This is a genomic window from Sphingobium sp. TomMM7A (assembly GCF_055397305.1).
Map to the genome: position 1 here is coordinate 1437505 of NZ_AP027311.1, position 19998 is coordinate 1457502.

Annotated in this window: 23 protein-coding genes and 1 pseudogene; 16 read left to right on the forward strand and 8 right to left on the reverse strand. The window is 62.0% G+C overall.

The window, feature by feature from the left end:
• Positions 1 to 69 precede the first annotated feature (69 nt).
• Together ACZ5ZH_RS07265 and ACZ5ZH_RS07270 are read left to right on the forward strand one after the other, a co-directional pair.
• Positions 70 to 255: a hypothetical protein gene (locus ACZ5ZH_RS07265; protein WP_464775162.1), complete on the forward strand. Its 186-nt coding sequence runs from the start codon at positions 70 to 72 to the stop codon at positions 253 to 255.
• 71 nt (positions 256 to 326) lie between these two features.
• Positions 327 to 671 (forward strand): hypothetical protein, encoded by a 345-nt coding sequence (locus ACZ5ZH_RS07270; RefSeq protein WP_464771060.1) that lies wholly within the window; start codon positions 327 to 329, stop codon positions 669 to 671.
• Positions 672 to 687: 16 nt separating this feature from the next.
• Here the strand turns inward: ACZ5ZH_RS07270 and ypfJ are convergent, their stop codons facing one another.
• Entirely contained in the window at positions 688 to 1563 is an 876-nt protein-coding gene (ypfJ, locus tag ACZ5ZH_RS07275) for a KPN_02809 family neutral zinc metallopeptidase (protein WP_464771061.1), read from the reverse strand.
• 145 nt (positions 1564 to 1708) lie between these two features.
• On the opposite strand from ypfJ, the gene ACZ5ZH_RS07280 reads away from it, so the two are divergent.
• From ACZ5ZH_RS07280 to ACZ5ZH_RS07300, 5 genes and pseudogenes are all read left to right on the forward strand, one after another.
• Positions 1709 to 2887 carry a patatin-like phospholipase family protein gene (locus tag ACZ5ZH_RS07280; protein ID WP_464771062.1) on the forward strand — a complete coding sequence of 393 codons (1179 nt, stop codon included), beginning with the start codon at positions 1709 to 1711 and terminating at the stop codon, positions 2885 to 2887.
• A complete protein-coding gene (locus ACZ5ZH_RS07285; protein ID WP_464771063.1) occupies positions 2884 to 3675 on the forward strand; it encodes a 3-hydroxybutyrate dehydrogenase in 792 nt (263 codons plus the stop codon). Before ACZ5ZH_RS07280 ends, ACZ5ZH_RS07285 begins: the two co-directional genes overlap by 4 nt.
• A gap of 21 nt (positions 3676 to 3696) precedes the next feature.
• Positions 3697 to 3855 (forward strand): annotated as a pseudogene (locus ACZ5ZH_RS07290) (opacity protein); the annotation flags it as partial.
• Positions 3856 to 3976: 121 nt separating this feature from the next.
• Entirely contained in the window at positions 3977 to 5326 is a 1350-nt protein-coding gene (locus tag ACZ5ZH_RS07295) for an amidohydrolase (protein WP_464771064.1), read from the forward strand.
• Positions 5327 to 5372: 46 nt separating this feature from the next.
• Entirely contained in the window at positions 5373 to 5960 is a 588-nt protein-coding gene (locus ACZ5ZH_RS07300; RefSeq protein WP_464771065.1) for an arsinothricin resistance N-acetyltransferase ArsN1 family B, read from the forward strand.
• Here ACZ5ZH_RS07300 and ACZ5ZH_RS07305 read toward each other — a convergent pair.
• The 4 genes from ACZ5ZH_RS07305 to ACZ5ZH_RS07320 are packed head-to-tail and all read right to left on the reverse strand — an operon-like array spanning position 5957 to position 8524.
• Positions 5957 to 6988 (reverse strand): nucleotidyltransferase domain-containing protein, encoded by a 1032-nt coding sequence (locus ACZ5ZH_RS07305; protein ID WP_464771066.1) that lies wholly within the window; start codon positions 6986 to 6988, stop codon positions 5957 to 5959. The genes ACZ5ZH_RS07300 and ACZ5ZH_RS07305 overlap by 4 nt on opposite strands.
• Positions 6985 to 7848 (reverse strand): HprK-related kinase A, encoded by an 864-nt coding sequence (locus ACZ5ZH_RS07310; protein ID WP_464771067.1) that lies wholly within the window; start codon positions 7846 to 7848, stop codon positions 6985 to 6987. The genes ACZ5ZH_RS07305 and ACZ5ZH_RS07310 overlap by 4 nt, the downstream gene beginning before the upstream one ends.
• Entirely contained in the window at positions 7845 to 8126 is a 282-nt protein-coding gene (locus ACZ5ZH_RS07315; RefSeq protein WP_464771068.1) for an HPr-rel-A system PqqD family peptide chaperone, read from the reverse strand. The genes ACZ5ZH_RS07310 and ACZ5ZH_RS07315 overlap by 4 nt, the downstream gene beginning before the upstream one ends.
• 59 nt (positions 8127 to 8185) lie before the next feature.
• A complete protein-coding gene (locus tag ACZ5ZH_RS07320; protein ID WP_449474653.1) occupies positions 8186 to 8524 on the reverse strand; it encodes a hypothetical protein in 339 nt (112 codons plus the stop codon).
• A gap of 200 nt (positions 8525 to 8724) precedes the next feature.
• On the opposite strand from ACZ5ZH_RS07320, the gene ACZ5ZH_RS07325 reads away from it, so the two are divergent.
• From ACZ5ZH_RS07325 to phoB, 7 genes are all read left to right on the forward strand, one after another.
• Positions 8725 to 9978, forward strand: a complete 1254-nt coding sequence (locus ACZ5ZH_RS07325) for an ATP-binding protein (RefSeq protein ID WP_464771069.1) — start codon at positions 8725 to 8727, stop codon at positions 9976 to 9978.
• A 145-nt stretch (positions 9979 to 10123) separates the two neighbouring features.
• On the forward strand, positions 10124 to 11179 hold the full coding sequence (locus ACZ5ZH_RS07330) for a substrate-binding domain-containing protein (RefSeq protein WP_464771070.1): 1056 nt from the start codon (positions 10124 to 10126) through the stop codon (positions 11177 to 11179).
• 9 nt (positions 11180 to 11188) lie between these two features.
• Positions 11189 to 12583: a phosphate ABC transporter permease subunit PstC gene (pstC, locus tag ACZ5ZH_RS07335; protein WP_464771071.1), complete on the forward strand. Its 1395-nt coding sequence runs from the start codon at positions 11189 to 11191 to the stop codon at positions 12581 to 12583.
• A complete protein-coding gene (gene pstA / locus ACZ5ZH_RS07340) occupies positions 12583 to 13827 on the forward strand; it encodes a phosphate ABC transporter permease PstA (RefSeq protein WP_464771072.1) in 1245 nt (414 codons plus the stop codon). The genes pstC and pstA overlap by 1 nt, the downstream gene beginning before the upstream one ends.
• 5 nt (positions 13828 to 13832) lie before the next feature.
• Complete coding sequence (gene pstB, locus ACZ5ZH_RS07345; protein ID WP_449474654.1) at positions 13833 to 14621, forward strand: phosphate ABC transporter ATP-binding protein PstB; 789 nt, start codon at positions 13833 to 13835, stop codon at positions 14619 to 14621.
• Between the two features lie 17 nt (positions 14622 to 14638).
• On the forward strand, positions 14639 to 15334 hold the full coding sequence (phoU, locus tag ACZ5ZH_RS07350) for a phosphate signaling complex protein PhoU (protein ID WP_449473488.1): 696 nt from the start codon (positions 14639 to 14641) through the stop codon (positions 15332 to 15334).
• Positions 15335 to 15336: 2 nt separating this feature from the next.
• Entirely contained in the window at positions 15337 to 16038 is a 702-nt protein-coding gene (gene phoB, locus ACZ5ZH_RS07355; RefSeq protein WP_460986193.1) for a phosphate regulon transcriptional regulator PhoB, read from the forward strand.
• 194 nt (positions 16039 to 16232) lie between these two features.
• On the opposite strand, the gene def is transcribed toward phoB, so the two are convergent.
• Positions 16233 to 16763, reverse strand: coding sequence for a peptide deformylase (gene def / locus ACZ5ZH_RS07360; RefSeq protein ID WP_449473490.1), 531 nt, complete (start codon positions 16761 to 16763; stop codon positions 16233 to 16235).
• 48 nt (positions 16764 to 16811) lie between these two features.
• Positions 16812 to 17408 carry a recombination mediator RecR gene (gene recR / locus ACZ5ZH_RS07365; RefSeq protein ID WP_464771073.1) on the reverse strand — a complete coding sequence of 199 codons (597 nt, stop codon included), beginning with the start codon at positions 17406 to 17408 and terminating at the stop codon, positions 16812 to 16814.
• A 53-nt stretch (positions 17409 to 17461) separates the two neighbouring features.
• On the opposite strand from recR, the gene fmt reads away from it, so the two are divergent.
• Together fmt and truA are read left to right on the forward strand one after the other, a co-directional pair.
• Entirely contained in the window at positions 17462 to 18370 is a 909-nt protein-coding gene (gene fmt, locus ACZ5ZH_RS07370; RefSeq protein ID WP_464771074.1) for a methionyl-tRNA formyltransferase, read from the forward strand.
• A gap of 127 nt (positions 18371 to 18497) precedes the next feature.
• Complete coding sequence (truA, locus tag ACZ5ZH_RS07375) at positions 18498 to 19235, forward strand: tRNA pseudouridine(38-40) synthase TruA (RefSeq protein ID WP_464771075.1); 738 nt, start codon at positions 18498 to 18500, stop codon at positions 19233 to 19235.
• A 40-nt stretch (positions 19236 to 19275) separates the two neighbouring features.
• Here truA and ACZ5ZH_RS07380 read toward each other — a convergent pair whose 3' ends face one another.
• Positions 19276 to 19995 (reverse strand): queuosine precursor transporter, encoded by a 720-nt coding sequence (locus tag ACZ5ZH_RS07380; protein WP_449473498.1) that lies wholly within the window; start codon positions 19993 to 19995, stop codon positions 19276 to 19278.
• Between the last annotated feature and the right edge of the window lie 3 nt (positions 19996 to 19998).

Here is a 19998-nt window from a genome sequence, read left to right on the forward strand (position 1 = left end):
TGCTATCGCCCGAGCCTTAAATGAATGCCAGAAACTTTTCCCGTTGCCGCCCGTTGTAGAAACATGGAAATGCAGCGTAAATCAGTGAGCCGATCTGGCAACGGGCGGAAGACCACTGATCGCAAATTCCTGACGGTTGGCGTTCCTCAGCCCTATGAAGGCATCGGCAACGCGTTGCAGTCTACCTTCCGCGCCAAGCGCGATAGCTTGCCATCGGATATGATGGACCTGCTGAAAAAACTGGACCATAATTAGGCCAAATGCGCAGGATTTTATTTACCGAAAGCCACTAGAAACAGCGCGTCTTTGGTTCAGGATGTGCCTGCATGCTCTACAAGGCTTTCGCCGCCATCACATTGGTCAGCGCCCCAATAATCGTTCTGTTGGTTCAGGGCATCACGCCGCACCCTTCGGCGACGCCCTCAGATCCAGTGGTTCAACCCATGGTTCCGCAGCCCCCGGCTCAACAGCCATTGCCCGCCCAACAATCTGTCGTAGCGCCAGTGCCGATGGAGCAGGCCCCTCCTGCCGTATCCTTTGGCCAGCCTATGCCGGAAGCGGGCAAGCCATTCCTCGCGCCGGGCAACGGCCTTCCCGGTGAACCGCCGACCGGCGCGAGCGAAGCCGGTAACAGCGATACTGCAACAAGTTCGGAAGCCCGCCCCCTCTGACAGTTTAGAGCGCTTTTTAACGCGCCGCCCCGGCAAAAGTATCGCATTGCGCCGGGTCACCGCTGTCCAGCCCCTTGCGCAGCCAGGTCATCCGCTGCTCGCTTGATCCATGGGTGAAGCTTTCCGGCACGGGACGCCGTCCCGCCGCCTTTTGCAATGTATCATCGCCGATGGATTGCGCGGCGGTCATGCCTTCTTCCAGGTCGCCCGCTTCCATCAGCCCCGTGCGCTTCGCCCACACGCCTGCATAGCAATCCGCCTGCAACTCAACGCGCACTTGCAGGGCATTGCCTTGCTCTTCCCCCACGCTGCGCTGACGCTGTTGCACCTGTCCCAAAGTGCCTTCCAGATCCTGCACATGATGCCCGACCTCATGGGCGATCACATAGGCCTGGGCAAAGTCACCCGGCGCGCCGAAGCGCTGGCGTAGTTCATTGAAAAAATCGGTATCCAGATACACCTTTTTGTCATTGGGACAGTAGAATGGACCCATCGCACTTTGCGCGGCGCCGCAGCCCGACGCTCCGGCCTGCGAGTAAAATGACAGGACCGTCGGCTTATATTGCTGCCCCGATTGCTGGAAAATCTGGCCCCACACCTTCTCGGTCGATCCCAGGACCTTCAAAGACCAATGCTGAATTTCCGACAATTTCTGCGGATCACGACTGACGGACGCATCCTGCTGTACGCCGCCTCCGCCACCGACCAAGCTCAACGGATTGACGCCCATCACCATCAGGATGATGAGCGCGACGACAATCCCGCCGCAACCAAAACGGCTGCCGATGAATGGCAACAGCATGCCAAGGCCACCGCCTAGCCCGCCACCAAAGCCGCCACGGCCGCTTTGCACCTCGAAATTGGAGCTTTCCCGTTCGTCGTCCAACCGCATGACGCCCTCTCTTTCATCCCATGCCTATCCGATCAGCGTGAGGGTTGGAACGGCTGCGATATGGAGTTGGTTGCTTTCAGCTTATCGGATTGTTGCAGCACATTAAGTTGGCACCCGCGCGCTAGTCGTTATATTGCACTGCGACATGGCCGATATCGATCCTTCCATTCCCCGCCGGGCGAGCACGCCGCTCCCCTTGCCCCACGATGTTGCGCTGCTGCTTCAGGGTGGTGGCGCCCTTGGGTCTTTCCAGGCTGGGGTTTATCAGCGCCTCGATGAACTTGGCATCGACGTCAGTTGGGTCGCGGGCATTTCGATCGGCGCTGTCAATGCCGCGATCATAGCGGGCAATCCCCCGCACCGCCGCATCAGCCGGATGAAGAAATTTTGGCTGACGGTTTCCGGCGGCCTTCCCAATATCGTCCTGCCCGAGATCGATCATATTCGTGAAGCGGCGCATTTGATGGCGGCGGGAGCCGTTGCGACATTCGGCGTGCCCGGCATGTTCCGCCCTCGCCTCTGGCCATCCGTGATGATGCCCGAAGGCACGCCGGGGGCGATCAGCTTCTATGACAGCGCCCCCCTCAAGGAAACGCTCGACGCCTGTGTGGATTGGGACCTTCTGAACGACGGCCCTGTCCGCCTCTCGGTCGGAGCGGTGGATGTAGAAAGCGGCAACTTCGCTTATTGGGACACGCGAGGCCCTGACGGACGGACTCGCATCGACGCGCGCCACATCATGGCTTCGGGTGCGCTCCCCCCCGGTTTGCCCCCGGTCGAAATAGATGGGCGGCATTATTGGGACGGCGGTCTCGTTTCCAACACGCCCTTAGCTCACGTGCTGGAACATCAAAATGACGACATGCTCGTCTTTCAGGTCGACCTTTTCCCCGCCGAAGGTCCGATGCCGCGCCAGATGACGGACGTCTATTCCCGCGCCAAGGACATTCAATATTCCAGCCGGACGCGTCAGGTCACCGATCAATATCTACGCCTGCGCCGCGAGCATAAGGCGATCAAGGCGCTGCTCGACAAATTGCCGCCGGACCTCAAAGACGACGCCGACGCCCAGCGCCTCAAGCAATATCTCGACCGTGGCTCGGTCAACATCGTCCACCTCATCTACCGCAGTCGCGCCTGGGAAAGTGGCGCTCGCGACTTTGAATTTTCCCGTTCCACCATGCTCGATCATTGGAGCCAGGGCCGCGACGCCGTCGAGGAAGTGATGCACAAGGGCGACCTGATCGCCCGCAACATCACGAACGGCAAAAGCGCCACTTTCGACCTCCAGGCCCCCGATACTCTCAAGGAGAAAAACGCATGACCAAGTCCCTCGCCGGAAAGACAGCGCTGATCACGGGCTCCACCTCCGGCATCGGCCTTGCTTATGCAAAAACGCTTGCCGCCGAGGGCGCAAACATCATCATCAACGGTTTCGGCGACAGTACCGCCATCGAACAGGAACGGCAGGCGTTGGAGCAGGCGAGCGGCGCCAAGGCCCTCTACAGCGGGCACGACCTCACCAAGACCGCCGAGATCGAAGCGATGATGCAGGAAGCGGCCAGTGCTTTTGGCGGCGTCGATATCCTCATCAACAATGCGGGCATGCAGCATGTCGCCCCGGTCGAGGATTTCCCGGTCGACAAATGGGACCTCATCATCGCGCTCAATCTGACCAGCGCCTTCCACACGTCCCGCCTTGCCATCCCCTATATGAAGTCGAAAAAGTGGGGACGCATCATCCAGACGGCCAGCGCCCATTCGCTTACAGCTTCTCCCTTCAAGAGCGCCTATGTGACCGCCAAGCACGGCCTTGCCGGGTTCACCAAGACGCTGGGCCTCGAACTCGCCACGTTCGGTATCACCGCCAACTGCATCTCACCGGGCTATGTCTGGACGCCGCTGGTCGAGAACCAGATTCCCGACACTATGAAAGCGCGGAACATGACGCGCGAGCAGGTGATGAATGATGTGCTGCTCGCTGGACAGCCGACCAAGCAATTCGTGACCGTGGATCAGGTTGCCGCCATGGCGCTCTTCCTGTGCAGTGATGCGGCGGCCAATATCACGGGCGCCAACATGAGTATCGACGGCGGCTGGACTGCCCAATAAGAGCGCGTTGCAATTTTACCACGCAAGGACTGGATGTACGGCGTCGGCGTCGAAGTCGACCCGAAGGACATTGGCCTTGGCGGCATCACCGGCAAGAGCGGCATTCGCCTCCGCTTCCAGACTCAAACCTATGATTTCGACAGCTTCCGTCCGACCGCGGGTGTGATCTTCCACTTCTGATCTCGTCGCGACAGACCATGACAGGCGCTCGTCCTTCAATGGACGGGCGCCCTTTCATATCTGCCACTTTCCTTGCGCCGCCAAATCTTCCTATGCTCCCATCCAACAGGGAGAATAGCCGATGCGTCACGCGTTCAAGCTCATCATGGCCGCCGCCACTCTTTCGTCTGCCGCCACGGCACAGACTGGTGCCGCTCCTGCATCTCCAGTTCCACAGGCACAGGGGATAGCCGCCCAGATCGATCGCGACATGAGCGACCTCATGACGCTTTACCGCGATCTCCATGCCCATCCCGAACTGTCGGAACAGGAGACGGCAACCGCCGCAAAGCTCGCCCGCCGCCTCAAGGCGATGAAGTTCGAAGTCACCGAAAAGGTGGGCGGCACAGGCGTCGTCGCGGTCATGAAAAATGGCGAGGGACCGGTTCTCCTCATCCGCGCAGACATGGATGGCCTACCAGTCACGGAGCAGACCGGCCTCCCCTTCGCCTCGAAAGTTCGCACCAAGACGGCTGAAGGCATTGAAACCGGTGTCATGCACGCCTGCGGCCACGACACGCACATGGCCGCCTTCATCGAAACAGCCCAGTTGCTGTCATCAAGGAAGGACAGCTGGCGCGGTACGCTGGTCATGATCCTCCAGCCAGCCGAGGAAGTCGGTCGCGGCGCGCGCATGATGCTGGACGATGGGCTCTACACCCGCTTTCCCCGTCCCACGCATGCCATCGCCTTCCATGACGCCGCCAATCTTCCGGCGGGCACAATCGGTTATACCCCCGGCTATGCGCTCGCCAATGTAGACAGCGTGGACATAGTCGTTCGAGGCACCGGCGGTCATGGCGCCTATCCTCAAACGACAAAAGACCCCATAGTGCTGGGCGCCCGCATCGTCGGAGCTCTTCAGACCCTCATCAGCCGTGAACAGGACCCTCTGGACCCCGCAGTCGTCACGGTCGGCAGCTTCATCGGCGGCGCGAAGCATAATATCATCCCTGACGAGGCAAAGCTGCTTCTCACCGTCCGCAGCTATTCCGACGAGAATCGCGAACGGCTGATCCACGGCATCGAACGCATCGCGCGCGGCGAGGCAATCGCGGCGGGCATTCCCGACGATCGGATGCCGATTGTCTCGCTAAAGGATGAATTCACGCCCGCCGCTTACAATCCGCCCGCCTTCGCCAACGAAATGGCCGGACTGCTCAAAACGCATTTCCCCGAAGGACGCGTCATCGAGACGAAGCCATCGATGGGCGGTGAGGATTTCGGCCGCTATTACCGGGCTGACAAAAGCATCAACAGCTTCATCTTCTGGGTCGGAGGCGTTCCCGCCGATCAGATGGCAAAAGCCGCCGCTGGGCAGCTCACCCTTCCCTCCCTTCACAGCCCCTTCTGGGCGCCGGAGGCCGACAAAGTCATCGCCACGGCAAGCGAAGCCATGACGGTGCTCGCGTTGAACATATTGAAGCGGTGAGCCGCAGCAATCCCTCTGTTCCCCCTGTCCCAACAGGATTGATGGCATGACGGCAATCATCAGGACGGCTCTTGAGGACGATGCGCCTCACCTCGCGGCGATCTACGCCCCTTATGTCTTGAACACCGTAATCTCGTTCGAAAGCGTGCCACCAGACGCTGAGGAATTCAGCTTTCGGCTAACCGATTGCTTAAAATATTACCCATGGCTGATCGCCGAGGTGGATGGTCGGATAGTGGGATATGCCTATGCCGGACCCCATAGCGGCCGGGCGGCTTATGATTGGTCGGCGAATATCTCCGTCTATCTGACGGCTGATCATCATCGTCGCGGGATCGGGAGGCGTCTCTACGACATATTGATCCAGATATTGCGGCATCAGGGCTATCACAGCCTCTTCGCGGGCATAACCCTTCCGAACAGCGCCAGCGTGGCGATTCACACGGCGTTGGGTATGAAAGAGGTGGGCATCTACAGGGAAGTCGGCTTCAAATTCGGTCAATGGCATGACGTGATGTGGATGGGGATGGCGATTTCCCCCTCTACCGAACCTTCCGGAAAGCCGACGCCTTTCCCCTTACTCGGCAATCTTCAGAATATTGTTTCCGATCTGCATGTCACGGCCAGGCGCTAGGCGGGCCGGTGCCCTTTGCGCCACTTCGTCAGCAAATGCCGGGCCAGCATCATCGGGGGCATGCGCAGCCAGTGTGACCGAACGTAAAATGCAAAGCGCAGCAGCTTGCGCCTTTCACGCCCCCAACCGTCCCGAGCCAGCAGCCGAGCGATGAAAAGACGGTCGCTCCATCTCGGGCGATAGTCCACTTGAATGGGTGAGCCAAGGGGCCGGACAGGGGTGCCAAACAGGAAGTGCGCCAGTCTCAGCGCGCGCAACACCGCCGCATACAATTGATGCTCCGCCGCCCTTTCAAGCAAGCCAAGATCAAAATCCTGCTGACTCTCCCCAAATTCGCGGCACAGGCAGTGAATATCCCACAGGTTGCGCAAACCACCCGCCAGATCGCCATCCGCAAACAAGTGCGCGGCGGAATGGCAGATCATATCCTCCGGCGACAAGACCGATAACCGATCAGTCACCGGCGTAGCATCCGCCAGCATCGCCTCCGCGTTCGGCCTCGGACGCGCGGTCAGCGGCAGGATCGTATGATGCACATCGATCATCCTGTCCCGCTCGCGATGGATCATCGGCGGCAGTTCATGCATCCATTGCCGGTAATAGGCGTCGTCATAGGCATCTTCCTTGACCCACTCCCACCCCGCCGCGATCAACCTTTCCTCGACCTGCTTCAAACGGCCGTGCAGAACCAGAATGTCGAGATCGCCGATAAATCTTCCCTCGCCTGCCTTGAGCCCAGCTGCCGCATAGGCAGTCCCCTTCAACATTAGCACCGGCTCCCCCAGCGCTTCAGCGGCCCGATCTGCTTCCCATAAAGCCTGCCGGGCTTCCCGCGCCGCATCCAACCGCGCATCAGCCAGAATCGGCCACACCCTCTCGGGCACCAACCCCTCATCGACGAGCATGGCCAGCGTTCCGATCAGCCGCTCAGCCCGTGCCGCCGCGATCAAAGCATTCCACCTGGCACTGTCCAGACACCTGACCGACGCCGGATCGCGGAGCGACCTGACCAAAAGCGCGGCGCTCATGCGAGTTCTTCCCACAATCGCTCGACCATCGCGATGGCTTCGTCCCCTGAAGGAAAGTCGATCGCCCGCGCGGGTACATGCTGAACGAACCGGGTTAGCGCACCGAACCCCGCCTCTCCCAATGCGACATAGTTGGTGGACGCCTGAGTCAGACGCATGAAAACCTCGCCCTGCCCCACCGGGCGAACGTCGGCGGCATGTCCGAAACGCGGAAACAGCAGCAGGGCGGGCTTTGCCGCTTCCGTCATCCGCGCGACCGCATCGGAGCGAGGCATGAGGTGTCGAATATCCCCCTTCGCCGTGCCAGCCATCAACGGCCCCATCCGCTCGGCCGAAACCTCCCCCGTGATCACATCGATGGCGCCGTTCTTGAGCGAAACGAGCCGAGGAAAAGGCAGTAATTCGCCGGTGGCCAGGTCCAGCAGAGCAAATTCATCGCCCATGAGCCGCCAACCACGCTCGCCAAGCTGAGCCGCGAGCGTCGACTTGCCGGACCCGGATTCGCCGGTCATCACAAGCGCGCGACCATCCTTCTCCACGCTCGACGCATGGAGCAGCAGGTGCCGCCGCCAACCCAGCGCCATTTGCAGGTTCATGCCCATTTCCGCCGCCAACAGCCCATGCGTCAAACTCATCGGCGCCGCGTCGGCCAGGCCATGATCGCCGGTGATGAAGATCGACGGCCTGACCCATCGCCGGACCATGCTCGTCGGCTCCAGCCGCACGGTAAAGTCGGCCACATCTTCCTTTGGCTGAGGATAGCTGTCGTACAGCTTCGCCAGCAATTCCAGCGGCTCCCGCCATGCTGAACCGATCCGAAATGACGCGAGGCCGATCGACAGGGAAAGCTGGTGCCTCATGAACAGCGCACCAGACCCAGCGCCGTCAGCCCTTCCAGATGCGTCTCGATTTCCGCAATCGCCTGCGTCCGCTCGCCCAGATCATAGTGACGTTCCAGCCGCGCATGCAGTTGCGCGGCTGTGGAGTCAGCTTCGTCATCCAGCGCCTCCAATATCTCTGGAGCAGGGCTGACCATCATATGCGTCTGGCCCGACGCGCGATGGTAAAGGACGATGATGTCCTCCAACACGCACGCGGCAGTGTCACTGTCTCTACGGTAACGACGTTCTGCGGTCACAAACTGCTCTCAAACTCACTGGCGGCGCTCAGCTGTAGCGCACAGGAGTAAGCAGGTGCCTAACGCGGCATTTGCAATGATGCGTAGCAGGTGAAGCCGCTGGTTCCGGACTGAAGGCGCCGGATATAGTTCAGATACGCCTGGTTCTGCTCATAGCTTGTGCCCGGCAGCCTGCCGCCGCGCAGAGCCTGCCGGACCTGCTCACCGCTATAGCTGCGTCCTTGCGCGGGCACGGCACCCGCTGTCCCTGCCGGTACAAGTTGGCCATTGGGCGCGATATATTTTCCTGCACGCGCCTGATCGGGAACCGGAATGGTGCAGTTCAGCACGGACGCAGCGGTATTGGCCAGAGCCGGACGGATGGACACAATCGCTGATGCGGCAACGGCGCCACCCATCAGCAGCTGGCGGCGCGAAGACGCGATCGAGTCGGCGTCCTGCTCCGCACCCTCTGAAGGCACGGAATCGGAAGCATGCTGTCCGGGCGATTGATCTTTCATACCGTCCTGATCCGCTATCGCGCTTGCCAAAGCGTAAAGAATCCACGCTATTGCGCCAGCCATTGCAGCAAAGCAGCCAATAATCCAGCGCGGTAACCATGAATCGACTGAGCATTTCCCAGATCACGGCGTCGCTCGCCATGCTGTTTTTGGCTACCGGAACCGCATTGCTGATGGGCGCGGCGCTCTCAGCCATCGCTCTTCCTGTGCTCGCGGGCATTGCCGTCCTGATCATCGCCGCGCAAGCGCCCACGTCCCGCCCTGCCGAGCCTACCTCAATCGAACCTGTCACCGACATAGTCGAACACCCCGACTTCGCGGACATGATGGAGGCGATTGCGGACCCTCTGATGCTGATCGAGCGCGGACGGATCATTCAGGCCAACCGGGCGGCGCAACGCTTGCTCGGCGCGCATATCGAGGGTGAGGATGCCCGCATCGCCATCCGCCATCCCGCCGCTGCCGAACGGCTCGCCAGCCTTGCGCCGATGAGCGAGGCGGTGATGCTGGAGCTGGTGGGTCTCGGCACACGCGATCAACGCTGGCAGATGCGCATTGCACCGGTCGGCGACGATGACGCAGTGCGTCGGCTGGTGCATCTTGCCGACCATAGCGGCGCCTATGCCGCCGAAAAGATGCGCGTCGATTTCGTGGCCAACGCCAGTCACGAGCTTCGCACGCCGCTTGCGGGCATTTTGGGCTTCATCGAAACGCTCGGCGATCCGGACCTTGGCCGCGACAATGATACGCGGCAACGCTTCCTCAAGATCATGGACGGTGAGGCGCGCCGAATGCAGCGGCTGATCGACGATCTCATTTCCCTGTCCCGCATCGAGGCGGAAAAATATCGCGTCCCTGACAGCCCCGTCGATCTTGGCGCCTTGGCTGCCGAGGTGGTGGGCGTTTTCCGGACGAGCCATGGCGACCGGGGCCGGGAAGTGGAATTGGACGTTACGCCCGGCCTGTCGGAAGTCGCGGGAGACAGGCCGCAATTGTCACAGCTGCTTCACAACCTGATCGGCAACTCGGTGAAATATGGAAAGGCCGGAACACCGATTCGCGTGAGCCTGACCGAAGGTCCGGGCGGAATGACCCGCCTCACCGTCGCTGACGAAGGCGAAGGGATCGGCCCGGATCACCTGCCCCGCCTGACCGAACGCTTCTACCGCGTCGATTCCGGGCGCAGCCGGGCTATCGGCGGCACCGGCCTTGGCCTCGCCATCGTGAAGCATATCGTGGAGCGGCACCGTGGTCGGCTCGACATTGTAAGCGCGCCGGGAAAGGGGACCACGATCACGGTTCTCCTGCCGCCGATTCCCGCTGAAGAGAGGCTGTCAGTGTCCAAACATTGAATAAATTCTGCTCATCTTTTGAGCTTCCGGCCGCGATGTCATAAAAGTGCAACTGGACTGTCACAAAGGCGCGACCTACCGCGGCTACTGCGCGCCAAGGGGGGCAGCGATTGCGAATCGCGGCCTTTGATAAAGGAGACTATCCGTGAAGCATTTCGCTCTGATGGCCGCTACGGCAGCGGCCGCTCTTACTCTTGCCGGTTGCGGCGACCAATCGGGCGGCAGCGCCGGTGGGACGCGTGACCAAATCCGCGCGGTCGGTTCCTCGACCGTTTATCCCTTCGCGACGGCGGTCGCCGAAATGTTCGTCCAGGGCAATCCCGGTATGAAGTCGCCGATCATCGAATCGACCGGCACCGGCGGCGGCATGAAGCTGTTCTGCGCGGGCGTCGGCGCACAGCATCCCGACATCGCAAACGCCTCGCGCCGCATGAAGAAGGCCGAGTTCGAGGACTGCCAGAAGAACGGCGTTAAGGACATCATCGAAGTCCAGGTGGGCGTCGATGGCCTCGCCTTCGCCGAGTCAAAGGACGGCCCGGGTTTCAAGCTGACCCCGAAAATCGTCTATGAAGCGCTCGCCGCCAATCCTTATGGCAAGGGTCCGAACAAGGCGGAAACCTGGAAGGACGTTGACCCGAGCCTGCCCGCAACCGCGATCAGCGTATTCGGGCCGCCTTCGACCAGCGGCACCCGCGATTCGCTTGCCGAACTGATCCTGACCAAGGGCTGCGAAACCGATCCGGCCATGAAGGCGCTCAAGGAAAAGAGTGAGGACGAGTTCAAGGCAACCTGCACCCGCATCCGCGAAGACGGCAAATATGTGGATTCGGGCGAAAACGACAATCTGATCGTTCAAAAGCTCGCCGCGAACCCCAATGCTCTCGGCGTGTTCGGCTTCAGCTATCTTGAGGAAAACAAGGACAAGCTGAAGGACGTGTCGATCAACGGCGTCGAAGCGACCTATGAAACGGTGTCGACCGGCAAATATCCGGGCGCTCGCCCCCTCTTCATCTATGTGAAGAAGGCACACATGACCGCGATCCCGGGTCTTCAGGCCTATCTCAACACCTTCGCCGCCAACTGGGCGCCCGACGGCGCGCTGACAAAGCGCGGCATGGTTGCTGCACCGGAAGACGTGCGCAAGACGAGCGGCGAAACGATAAAGTCGCTGGCTGTTCTCGACGGTTCGCAGCTCAAGTAAGCGGAAAATATGACAGGTCCTGCAATCTTCCTGCTGTTGGCAGGCCTGGGCGCCATCGCTTGGGTCAGTGCCCGGACGCGCGCGCTGCGGCTGCAAACCGCCGCGCGCGCTTCGGGCCGCCGCGACGCCGTGCATAGCCTTCCTGGCTATCATGGCTGGTATGTCGCGCTCTGGACGCTCATCCCGGCGGCGATCTTTCTCGCCGTCTGGGCGAACGTCGCGCCCGGGCTCGTCACTCAGCAGGTGTTGAGCAGCCCGGCCGCGCACAGCCTGCCAGCAGATGATTTCTCGCGCTCGGCCATATTGGGCGAAGCGCGAGCGATCGCCAGCGGTTCGCAATCGGGAGCGTTCAACCCGCTCTCGCAGGGCCTTGTCCAACCCTATAAGGACGCCATCGGCAAATATGGCATCGCGGGCGCAGCGCTCGCACTGGTGCTGGCCTTTGCCGGGGGCGCCTATGCCTTCACCCGCGTGCGGCCCGATTTCCGGGCGCGCACGCGGGTCGAAAGGCTCGTGATGGCGGTGTTGCTTGTGGCATCACTGCTCGCGATCGTCACCACATTGGGCATCGTCGTATCGCTACTGTGGCAGAGCCTGCGCTTCTTCTCGATGGTGAACCCGTTCGATTTTCTCTTCGGCACCAAATGGAGCCCGCAATCGGCGGCGCTCGGTTACGGCAATGATGACGCGTTCGGTGCTGTCCCGCTATTCTGGGGTACGATCTTCATCGGCGCGATCATCGCGATGGTCGTCGCCATCCCGCTTGGCCTGATGAGCGCCATTTATCTGACCCAATATGCCAGCCCCACGGTACGCAAGTGGATGAAGCCCATCCTTGAGGTGCTCGCAGGCGTGCCCACCGTCGTCTACGGCTATTTCGCCGCGTTGACAGTGGCCCCCGCATTGCGCGACCTCGCCGTGGCGATCGGCATCCAGGGCGCCTCTTCGGAAAGCGCCTTGGCCGCTGGCCTGGTCATGGGCGTGATGATCATACCCTTCGTATCCTCCATGGCGGACGATAGTATCGCAGCCGTGCCGCAATCCATGCGCGACGGCAGCCTCGCCATGGGCGCAACCACCAGCGAAACAATCCGCCGCGTGCTGATCCCCGCCGCCCTTCCCGGCGTCGTCGGCGGCGTGCTGCTGGCCGTCAGCCGCGCGATCGGCGAGACGATGATCGTGGTGATGGCAGCCGGTCTGGCGGCAAACCTCACCTTAAATCCCTTCGCCAGCGTCACGACTGTAACGACGCAGATCGTCCAGCTTCTGACCGGCGACCAGGAATTCGACAGCGCAAAGACGCTGGCCGCCTTCGCCCTCGGCCTCGTCCTCTTCGTGGTGACGCTGCTGCTCAACATCGTGGCCCTGCGGGTCGTGAAGAAATATCGCGAGGCTTACGAATAATGGCACCCGAACGCCTCCCCACCGACTGGAAGTCGGACGCGATGCGCAAGCGGATCGCCCGGCGCTATGCATCCGAACGCCGCTTCAAGGCGGCTGGCCTTCTCGCCGTGGCACTGTCGGCCGCCTTTCTTGCCTTCCTGCTGTTCAACATGATGGGCAATGGCCTGCGCGGTTTCACGCGGACGGAAATAGCGGTGAAGATCGACTTCCCCGCGTCACCGCTGCTGCTCGATCCGAATGCGATCACCGATCAGTCGCTCGCCAACGCGAACCTGCCGATGGTGACGGGCGACGTCGTGAAAAAGGCGCTGGGCGCGGATGCCGAGGAATGGGTGTCGCCCACTGCCTGGGTCGTTCTGCGAGACGCTATCAAGGCCGATCCCGACATCCTGAGCCGCACCGAGACCATCAAACTGCCCGCATCAACCACCATCGATCTAGCGGCCAAGAGCGAGGGTTCGCCCGAGGCCGAAGCGGCTGTGGCGCGCCTGAACAAGGCAGGCTTGCTCACCACCGGCTTCAATATGAGCTTCCTGTCCGCCAGCGATGGCACCGACCCGACACAGGTCGGCATCTGGGGCGCATTCAAGGGATCGCTGCTGACGATGCTGGTGACTCTGGTGCTCAGCTTCCCGATCGGCGTCGCCACCGCCGTCTATCTGGAGGAATATGCGCGCAAGAACTGGCTGACCGACATCATCGAAGTGTCGATCAACAATCTCGCCGCTGTTCCCTCGATCATCTTCGGCCTGCTCGGTCTGTCGATCTTCTTGAACTTCCTGCACCTGCCGCGCTCCGCCGCGCTGGTCGGCGGCATGACGCTGGCGCTCATGACCATGCCGGTCATCGTCATCGCCGGGCGCAACGCGATCAAATCGGTCCCGCCCAGCATCCGCGACGCAGCGCTCGGCATCGGCGCTTCGCCGGTCCAAGTGGTTTTCCACCACGTCCTGCCGCTCGCCCTGCCCGGCATCCTCACCGGCACGATCATCGGCATGGCCCGCGCGCTCGGCGAAACCGCGCCGCTGCTGATGATCGGCATGCGCGCCTTCATCGCCACGCCGCCGGGCGGGATCACCGATCCAGCGACCGTCCTGCCGGTGCAGATTTTCCTGTGGTCCGACGAAGTCTCAAAGGGCTTTGTCGAAAAGACCTCCGCCGCCATCATCGTCCTGCTGATCTTCCTGCTCGCGATGAACGGCCTCGCCATCTACCTGCGCAACAAGTTCGAAAAACGGTGGTAACAATGATGCACGAACCGCAAACACTGGTGCCCGCCACCCAAGTCAAGATGACCGCGCGCGACGTGAAGGTCTTCTATGGCGAAAAGCAGGCGATAAAGGGCGTCTCCATCGACGTCGACATGGATAATGTCACTGCCTTCATCGGCCCGTCGGGCTGCGGCAAGTCGACCTTCCTGCGGACCCTCAACCGCATGAACGACACCGTCGCTTCCGCCCGGGTCGAAGGCGCGATCACGCTCGATGGCGAGGACATCTACGCCCCCTCGATGGACGTGGTGCAGCTGCGTGCCCGCGTCGGCATGGTGTTCCAGAAGCCCAACCCCTTCCCCAAGTCGATCTACGAAAACATCGCCTACGGCCCGCGCATCCACGGCCTGGCCCATGCCAAAGCGGACCTCGACGTCATCGTCGAAAAATCGCTCCGCCGCGCGGGCCTTTGGGAAGAGGTGAAGGACCGCCTGCACGACAGCGGCACCGCGCTTTCGGGCGGCCAGCAGCAGCGCCTCTGCATCGGCCGCGCCATCGCGGTGGAACCGGAAGTCATCCTGATGGACGAGCCCTGCTCGGCACTCGACCCGATCGCGACTGCGAAGATCGAGGAGCTGATCCACGAACTGCGCGGTCGTTACGCGATCGTCATCGTCACCCACAATATGCAGCAGGCCGCCCGCGTGTCGCAGCGCACCGCCTTCTTCCACCTGGGCGAACTGGTCGAATATGGCGTGACCTCGGACATCTTCACTAATCCCCGCCAGGAGCGGACGAAGGACTATATCACCGGTCGCTACGGCTGACCCGGGGGAGACAGACAATGGCTGAACATACGATCAAGGCGTTCGACGAAGAAATCGACAAGCTGCGCGGCCTTATCGCCGAAATGGGCGGTCGTGCCGAAGCCGCCATCGAGAATGCAATGGTTGCGCTCCAGCGGCAGGACAAGACGCTCGCCGCGCAGGTGGTCACCGACGACAAGCGCATCGACGCTATCGAGGCGGAAGTTGAAAAGCTGGTGATCCAGGTCATCGCCCTGCGCGCGCCCATGGCCAACGACCTGCGCGATGTCATTGCCGCGCTGAAGATCGTCGGGGTTGTCGAACGGATCGGCGACTATGCGAAGAATATCGCCAAACGCGTTCCCCTGATCGCCACCAACCAGCGCACGCTGGAGCCGGTGTCGCTACTGCCCTCCATGGGTCAGGTAGCGGCCGAGATGGTGCATGACGCGCTCAACGCCTTCGCGGCCCGCGACGCTGATCTCGCCACGGCGGTGATCGAGCGCGACACGGTGGTGGACGATTTCTACAACAGCGTCTTCCGCAGCCTCGTTACCTACATGGTCGAAAATCCCAAGACCATCAGCGAGTGCGCGCATCTGCTCTTCATCGCGAAGAATATCGAGCGGATCGGCGACCACGCCACGAATGTCGCGGAGATGGTCTATTACGCCGCGACCGGCCAGATGGCCCCGGAACGCGAACGCGGCGGCACCCAGCCCCTGGAGGACTGACTATGGCGAGAGCCAAGATGCTTCTGGTTGAAGATGACGCGGCCCTCGCAGAACTTCTCATCTGGCATTTCAAGCGCGAGGATTTCGAGGTCGCCCACACCGTCGATGGCGAGGAGGCATTGCTGCTGGCGCAGGAAAATGTGCCCGACATCGTCCTGCTCGACTGGATGGTGGAAAGCCTGTCCGGCATCGAAGTCTGCCGCCGTCTGCGCCGCATGAACGGCACGGCCAATGTTCCGATCATCATGCTGACAGCGCGCGGTGAGGAGGAAGATCGGGTTCGCGGCCTGGAAACCGGCGCCGACGATTATGTCACCAAGCCTTTTTCCCCCCGCGAACTGGTGGCGCGCGTCGGAGCAGTCCTCCGCCGCGTGCGCCCGGCGTTGGCTGGCGAGACGCTGACCTTCGCGGACGTGGAGATGGACACGGTCGGTCACAAGGTGCGTCGCGGCGGCCAGGTGATCCCCCTCGGCCCCACAGAATTCCGCCTGCTCAAGCATTTCCTGGAGCATCCCGGCTGGGTCTTCTCGCGCGAGCGGCTGCTGGACAGCGTCTGGGGTCAGGACAGCGACATCGAACTGCGCACCGTCGACGTCCACATCCGCCGGCTGCGCAAGGCAATCAACGCCGACGGCCAATATCGCGACATCATCCGCACGGTACGTTCGGCGGGTTACGCGCTCGACACGGATGGGGTGGGTTAGCGTACTGCTCCCTCTCCCCTTCAGGGGAGAGGGCCGGGGAGAGGGGAATGAGGGAACATCGCCTGCATAGCCCCCTCTCCCGCCTACGCTACGCTCGGCACCTCGGCCAGAGTCACGTGCCTCTGGCTGACCCCTAAAGGAGAGAGCGAATCATATTTCAAGCCAGAGCGCTTCCCTGACCTCTTACAGGCGTCTCAAGCCGCCTTGCGCGCCTTCACCAGCTTCTTCATCAACATGTCCCGCTTCAACCGCGAGAGATGATCGATAAACAGCACGCCCTGCAAATGATCCATCTCGTGCTGTAAGCAAGTGGCCAGCAAGCCCTCAAGCTGCTCCTCATGAATACGCCCTTCGCGATCCATCCAGCTCGCCCGGATCGTCGCGGGCCGCTCCACCTCGGCATATTGGTCCGGCACCGACAGGCAGCCCTCATTATAGACGGACAGGTCCGCCGAACCCTCCAAAATCTCGGGATTGATGAACACCATCGGCTTTTTCACCGAAGGCGCACCCTCTTCATCCGATTCGGGCTCCTGCAAATCCATCACCAGCACGCGCTTCGGCACGCCGACCTGTATCGCCGCCAATCCGATGCCCGGGGCGTCGTACATCGTCTCGAACATATCATCGATCAGACGCTGCAGATCGTCATCGATCGCCTCCACCGGAGACGAAATGGTACGCAGGCGCGGGTCAGGCGCCTCAAGGATTGGAAGAATGGCCATGTGGTTAAAATAGCCGCACCGACGGGCTTTTTCAAGCGACCGCCAAATTCACCCAACAGGCCGCCGCGCCCGCAAAGCCTGCGCCAATGTGCCCTCATCCAGATAGTCGAGTTCACCGCCCACGGGGACGCCATGGGCCAACTGCGTCAACCGCACCGGAAAGCGCTCCAGCCGTTCCGCCAGATAATGCGCGGTGGTCTGCCCCTCCAGCGTCGCATTCATCGCCAGCACCACTTCATCAATGCCGCCCGCTTCGACTCGCGTCACCAGCGCATCGATGGAAAGGTCTTCCGGCCGCACCCCTTCCAGCGCCGACAATCGCCCACCTAATACATGAAAACGCCCCGGAAAAAGCCGCGACTTGTCGAGCGCCCACAGGTCCGCCACATCCTCCACCACGCACAGCGCCCGCGCATCGCGACGCGGATCGGCACAGATGCCGCAGGGATCCACCGTATCGACATTCCCGCATAAACCGCACGTAACCAGCCGATCATTCACCGCATCAAGCGCACGCAGCAGCGGTTCAAGCGCGCTTTCCCGCTTCTTCAGCAGGTGCAACACAGCACGCCGCGCCGAACGCGGGCCAAGGCCCGGCAGACGGGACAGCGCCTGCGTCAGCGCATCAATCTCGAGAGAAGCCATGGAACCGAGATAGGGGCTTGCAAGTCCGGGGTCAAAAGAGTTGAGAGGCGGCTATGCGCATCATCTATATGGGAACCCCGGATTTCGCCGTCCCCGCCCTCGTGGCGCTGGCCAAGGCCGGGCATGAGATCGTGGCGGTGTATAGCCAACCACCCCGCCCCGCCGGGCGTGGGAAGGCGCTACGCCCCTCCCCCGTTCAGGCTCAGGCTGAGCAGATGGGCATCGAGGTTCGCACGCCGATTTCCCTCAGGGACGCGGAGGTGCAATCCGCCTTTGCCGCACTGAACGCCGATGTCGCGGTGGTGGCCGCCTATGGCCTCATCCTGCCGCGCGCTGTGCTGGACGCCCCCCGTTCCGGCTGCCTCAACATCCACGCCTCCTTGCTTCCCCGCTGGCGCGGCGCAGCGCCGATCCAACGCGCCATCCTCTCCGGCGACAATGTCACCGGCGTCACGATCATGGATATGGAAGCGGGCCTCGACACCGGCCCGATGCGCGCCAAGCATGTGACCCCGATCGAGGACAAGACCGCAGGCGCGCTCACCGCCGAGCTGGCGCAGGCAGGGGCTGAATTGATGATCGAGGTCTTGGACGACCTCCCTGCACACCCAGCTGTGCCCCAGCCAGAAGAGGGCGTCACCTACGCCGCCAAGATCGACAAAAGCGAAGCCCGTCTCGACTTCACCCGCGACGCGCATCAGGTCGAACGGCAGATACGCGCCTTCAACCCCTTCCCCGGCGCATTCCTGGAATATCGCGGAGAACGCTTCCGCATCCTCGCCGCCCATGTCGAGGAACATGACGGCCCGCCAGGCGAACTGCTCGACAACAGCCTGCTCATCGGCTGCGGCCACGGTGCGATCCGGCCGACCCTGATCCAGCGCGCAGGCAAGGGCGCCATGTCGCCGGGCGAACTCCTGCGCGGCTACGACATGCCCGCAGGATCGCGCGTCGATGCCTAATCCCACTTCACCCCACAACCGTCATCCCAGCGAAAGCTGGGATCTCAGGGGACGGCGTGCCACATGGCCCAACATCCCAGCTTCCGCTGAGATGACGGCATCAATATTTTCGCTGATATAACCCCCAATGACCCGCTTCGCCTTCACCGTAGAATTTGACGGCCGCCCGTTCATGGGCTGGCAACGGCAGGCGCACGGCCCCAGCGTCCAGCAGGCGTTGGAAGACGCCATCCACGCCATCACCGGCGAGCGCGCCGTGATTCACGCAGCGGGCCGAACCGATGCCGGGGTCCACGGCCTTGCCATGCGCGCCCATACAGACATCGAGAAGCCGATCGCGCCCTTCCGCCTGATGGAAGCGATGAACGCGCTCCTGCGTCCCGACCCCGTCGCCATTCTCGCCTGCGAAACCGTAGCCGATGACTGGCACGCCCGCTTCTCCTGCATCGGCCGCGCCTATGTTTACCGCATCGCCAATCGCCGCGCGCCGCTCACATTCGAAAGCGGTCTGGTCTGGCGCGTTATCCAGCCGCTCGACACCGACGCCATGCAGGAAGCCGCACAATTGCTCGTCGGCCGTCACGACTTCACCACCTTCCGATCGGCCCATTGCCAGGCGGAAAGCCCGCTAAAATCCCTCGACCGCCTCGACGTGCAGCGCGAAGGCGACCGCATCGCCATCCACGCCGAGGCGCGTTCGTTCCTCCACCATCAGGTGCGCTCGATGGTCGGTTGCCTGGCGTTGGTCGGCATGGGTCGCTGGTCGATAGCCAACATGCGCGCTGCCCGAGACGCGAAGGACAGAGCCGCGCTCGGCCTAAACGCTCCGCCAGACGGCCTGTATTTCGTGCAAGCGCGCTACTGAACCCCTCGTCATCCCAGCGAAAGCTGGGATCTAAGCCCCCCTAAATCCGCGTCCGGAACGGCGTAAAATCCGTCCCCGCATCATAGACGTCCAGCCCCTCGGCGCGCTTCAGGCTGTTCACCACCAGATAGGTCAAGGGCGTCAAAACCGCTTCCCACGTCACCTTCAACATCCAGTTGGTGACCATCACCGTCAGCACCTGCGCATTGCTCCACACGCCAACAAAGGCCAGCGGATAGAAAAGCAGGCTGTCCACTCCCTGCCCCACGATCGTCGACCCGATCGTCCGCATCCACAGATGCTTGCCCTGCGTCAGCAGCTTCATCTTGGCTAGCACGAAACTGTTGGCGAATTCCCCCGCCCAGAACGCAGCTAGCGAAGCAAAGACGATGCGCCACGTATTGCCGAATACAGCTTCATAGGCCTTCTGGTCCGGCCAGCCCTCCGCCGGAGGCAGCTTCACCACCACCCAACTCATCAGCGCCATGAACAGCATCGCGCCAAATCCCGCCCAAACGCATCGGCGGGCGCGGGCGTAGCCATAGACCTCGGTCAGCACGTCCCCCAGCACATAGCCAAGCGGAAAGAAAAGGATGCCCGCGCCGAAGGTGAAGCCGCCAACCGTCGATAGCTTCGCCGCCCCGATCAGGTTCGACAGCAGCAATATGGCGACGAACGCCGCGATGAAGAAATCGAAATAGCGCATCGGCCGCCCAGAGAGCGCCTGTGCATCGATTTTCCGAACCCCCAAATCGGTCATGCG

Bases quoted from the DNA above. Each gene is read 5' to 3' on its own strand.
- ACZ5ZH_RS07265 (WP_464775162.1), top strand. From the start codon at position 70: ATGCAGCGTAAATCAGTGAGCCGATCTGGCAACGGGCGGAAGACCACT.
- ACZ5ZH_RS07270 (WP_464771060.1), top strand. From the start codon at position 327: ATGCTCTACAAGGCTTTCGCCGCCATCACATTGGTCAGCGCCCCAATA.
- ypfJ (WP_464771061.1), bottom strand. From the start codon at position 1,563: ATGCGGTTGGACGACGAACGGGAAAGCTCCAATTTCGAGGTGCAAAGC.
- ACZ5ZH_RS07280 (WP_464771062.1), top strand. From the start codon at position 1,709: ATGGCCGATATCGATCCTTCCATTCCCCGCCGGGCGAGCACGCCGCTC.
- ACZ5ZH_RS07285 (WP_464771063.1), top strand. From the start codon at position 2,884: ATGACCAAGTCCCTCGCCGGAAAGACAGCGCTGATCACGGGCTCCACC.
- ACZ5ZH_RS07295 (WP_464771064.1), top strand. From the start codon at position 3,977: ATGCGTCACGCGTTCAAGCTCATCATGGCCGCCGCCACTCTTTCGTCT.
- ACZ5ZH_RS07300 (WP_464771065.1), top strand. From the start codon at position 5,373: ATGACGGCAATCATCAGGACGGCTCTTGAGGACGATGCGCCTCACCTC.
- ACZ5ZH_RS07305 (WP_464771066.1), bottom strand. From the start codon at position 6,988: ATGAGCGCCGCGCTTTTGGTCAGGTCGCTCCGCGATCCGGCGTCGGTC.
- ACZ5ZH_RS07310 (WP_464771067.1), bottom strand. From the start codon at position 7,848: ATGAGGCACCAGCTTTCCCTGTCGATCGGCCTCGCGTCATTTCGGATC.
- ACZ5ZH_RS07320 (WP_449474653.1), bottom strand. From the start codon at position 8,524: ATGGGTGGCGCCGTTGCCGCATCAGCGATTGTGTCCATCCGTCCGGCT.
- ACZ5ZH_RS07325 (WP_464771069.1), top strand. From the start codon at position 8,725: ATGAATCGACTGAGCATTTCCCAGATCACGGCGTCGCTCGCCATGCTG.
- pstC (WP_464771071.1), top strand. From the start codon at position 11,189: ATGACAGGTCCTGCAATCTTCCTGCTGTTGGCAGGCCTGGGCGCCATC.
- pstA (WP_464771072.1), top strand. From the start codon at position 12,583: ATGGCACCCGAACGCCTCCCCACCGACTGGAAGTCGGACGCGATGCGC.
- pstB (WP_449474654.1), top strand. From the start codon at position 13,833: ATGCACGAACCGCAAACACTGGTGCCCGCCACCCAAGTCAAGATGACC.
- phoU (WP_449473488.1), top strand. From the start codon at position 14,639: ATGGCTGAACATACGATCAAGGCGTTCGACGAAGAAATCGACAAGCTG.
- phoB (WP_460986193.1), top strand. From the start codon at position 15,337: ATGGCGAGAGCCAAGATGCTTCTGGTTGAAGATGACGCGGCCCTCGCA.
- def (WP_449473490.1), bottom strand. From the start codon at position 16,763: ATGGCCATTCTTCCAATCCTTGAGGCGCCTGACCCGCGCCTGCGTACC.
- recR (WP_464771073.1), bottom strand. From the start codon at position 17,408: ATGGCTTCTCTCGAGATTGATGCGCTGACGCAGGCGCTGTCCCGTCTG.
- fmt (WP_464771074.1), top strand. From the start codon at position 17,462: ATGCGCATCATCTATATGGGAACCCCGGATTTCGCCGTCCCCGCCCTC.
- truA (WP_464771075.1), top strand. From the start codon at position 18,498: ATGACCCGCTTCGCCTTCACCGTAGAATTTGACGGCCGCCCGTTCATG.
- ACZ5ZH_RS07380 (WP_449473498.1), bottom strand. From the start codon at position 19,995: ATGACCGATTTGGGGGTTCGGAAAATCGATGCACAGGCGCTCTCTGGG.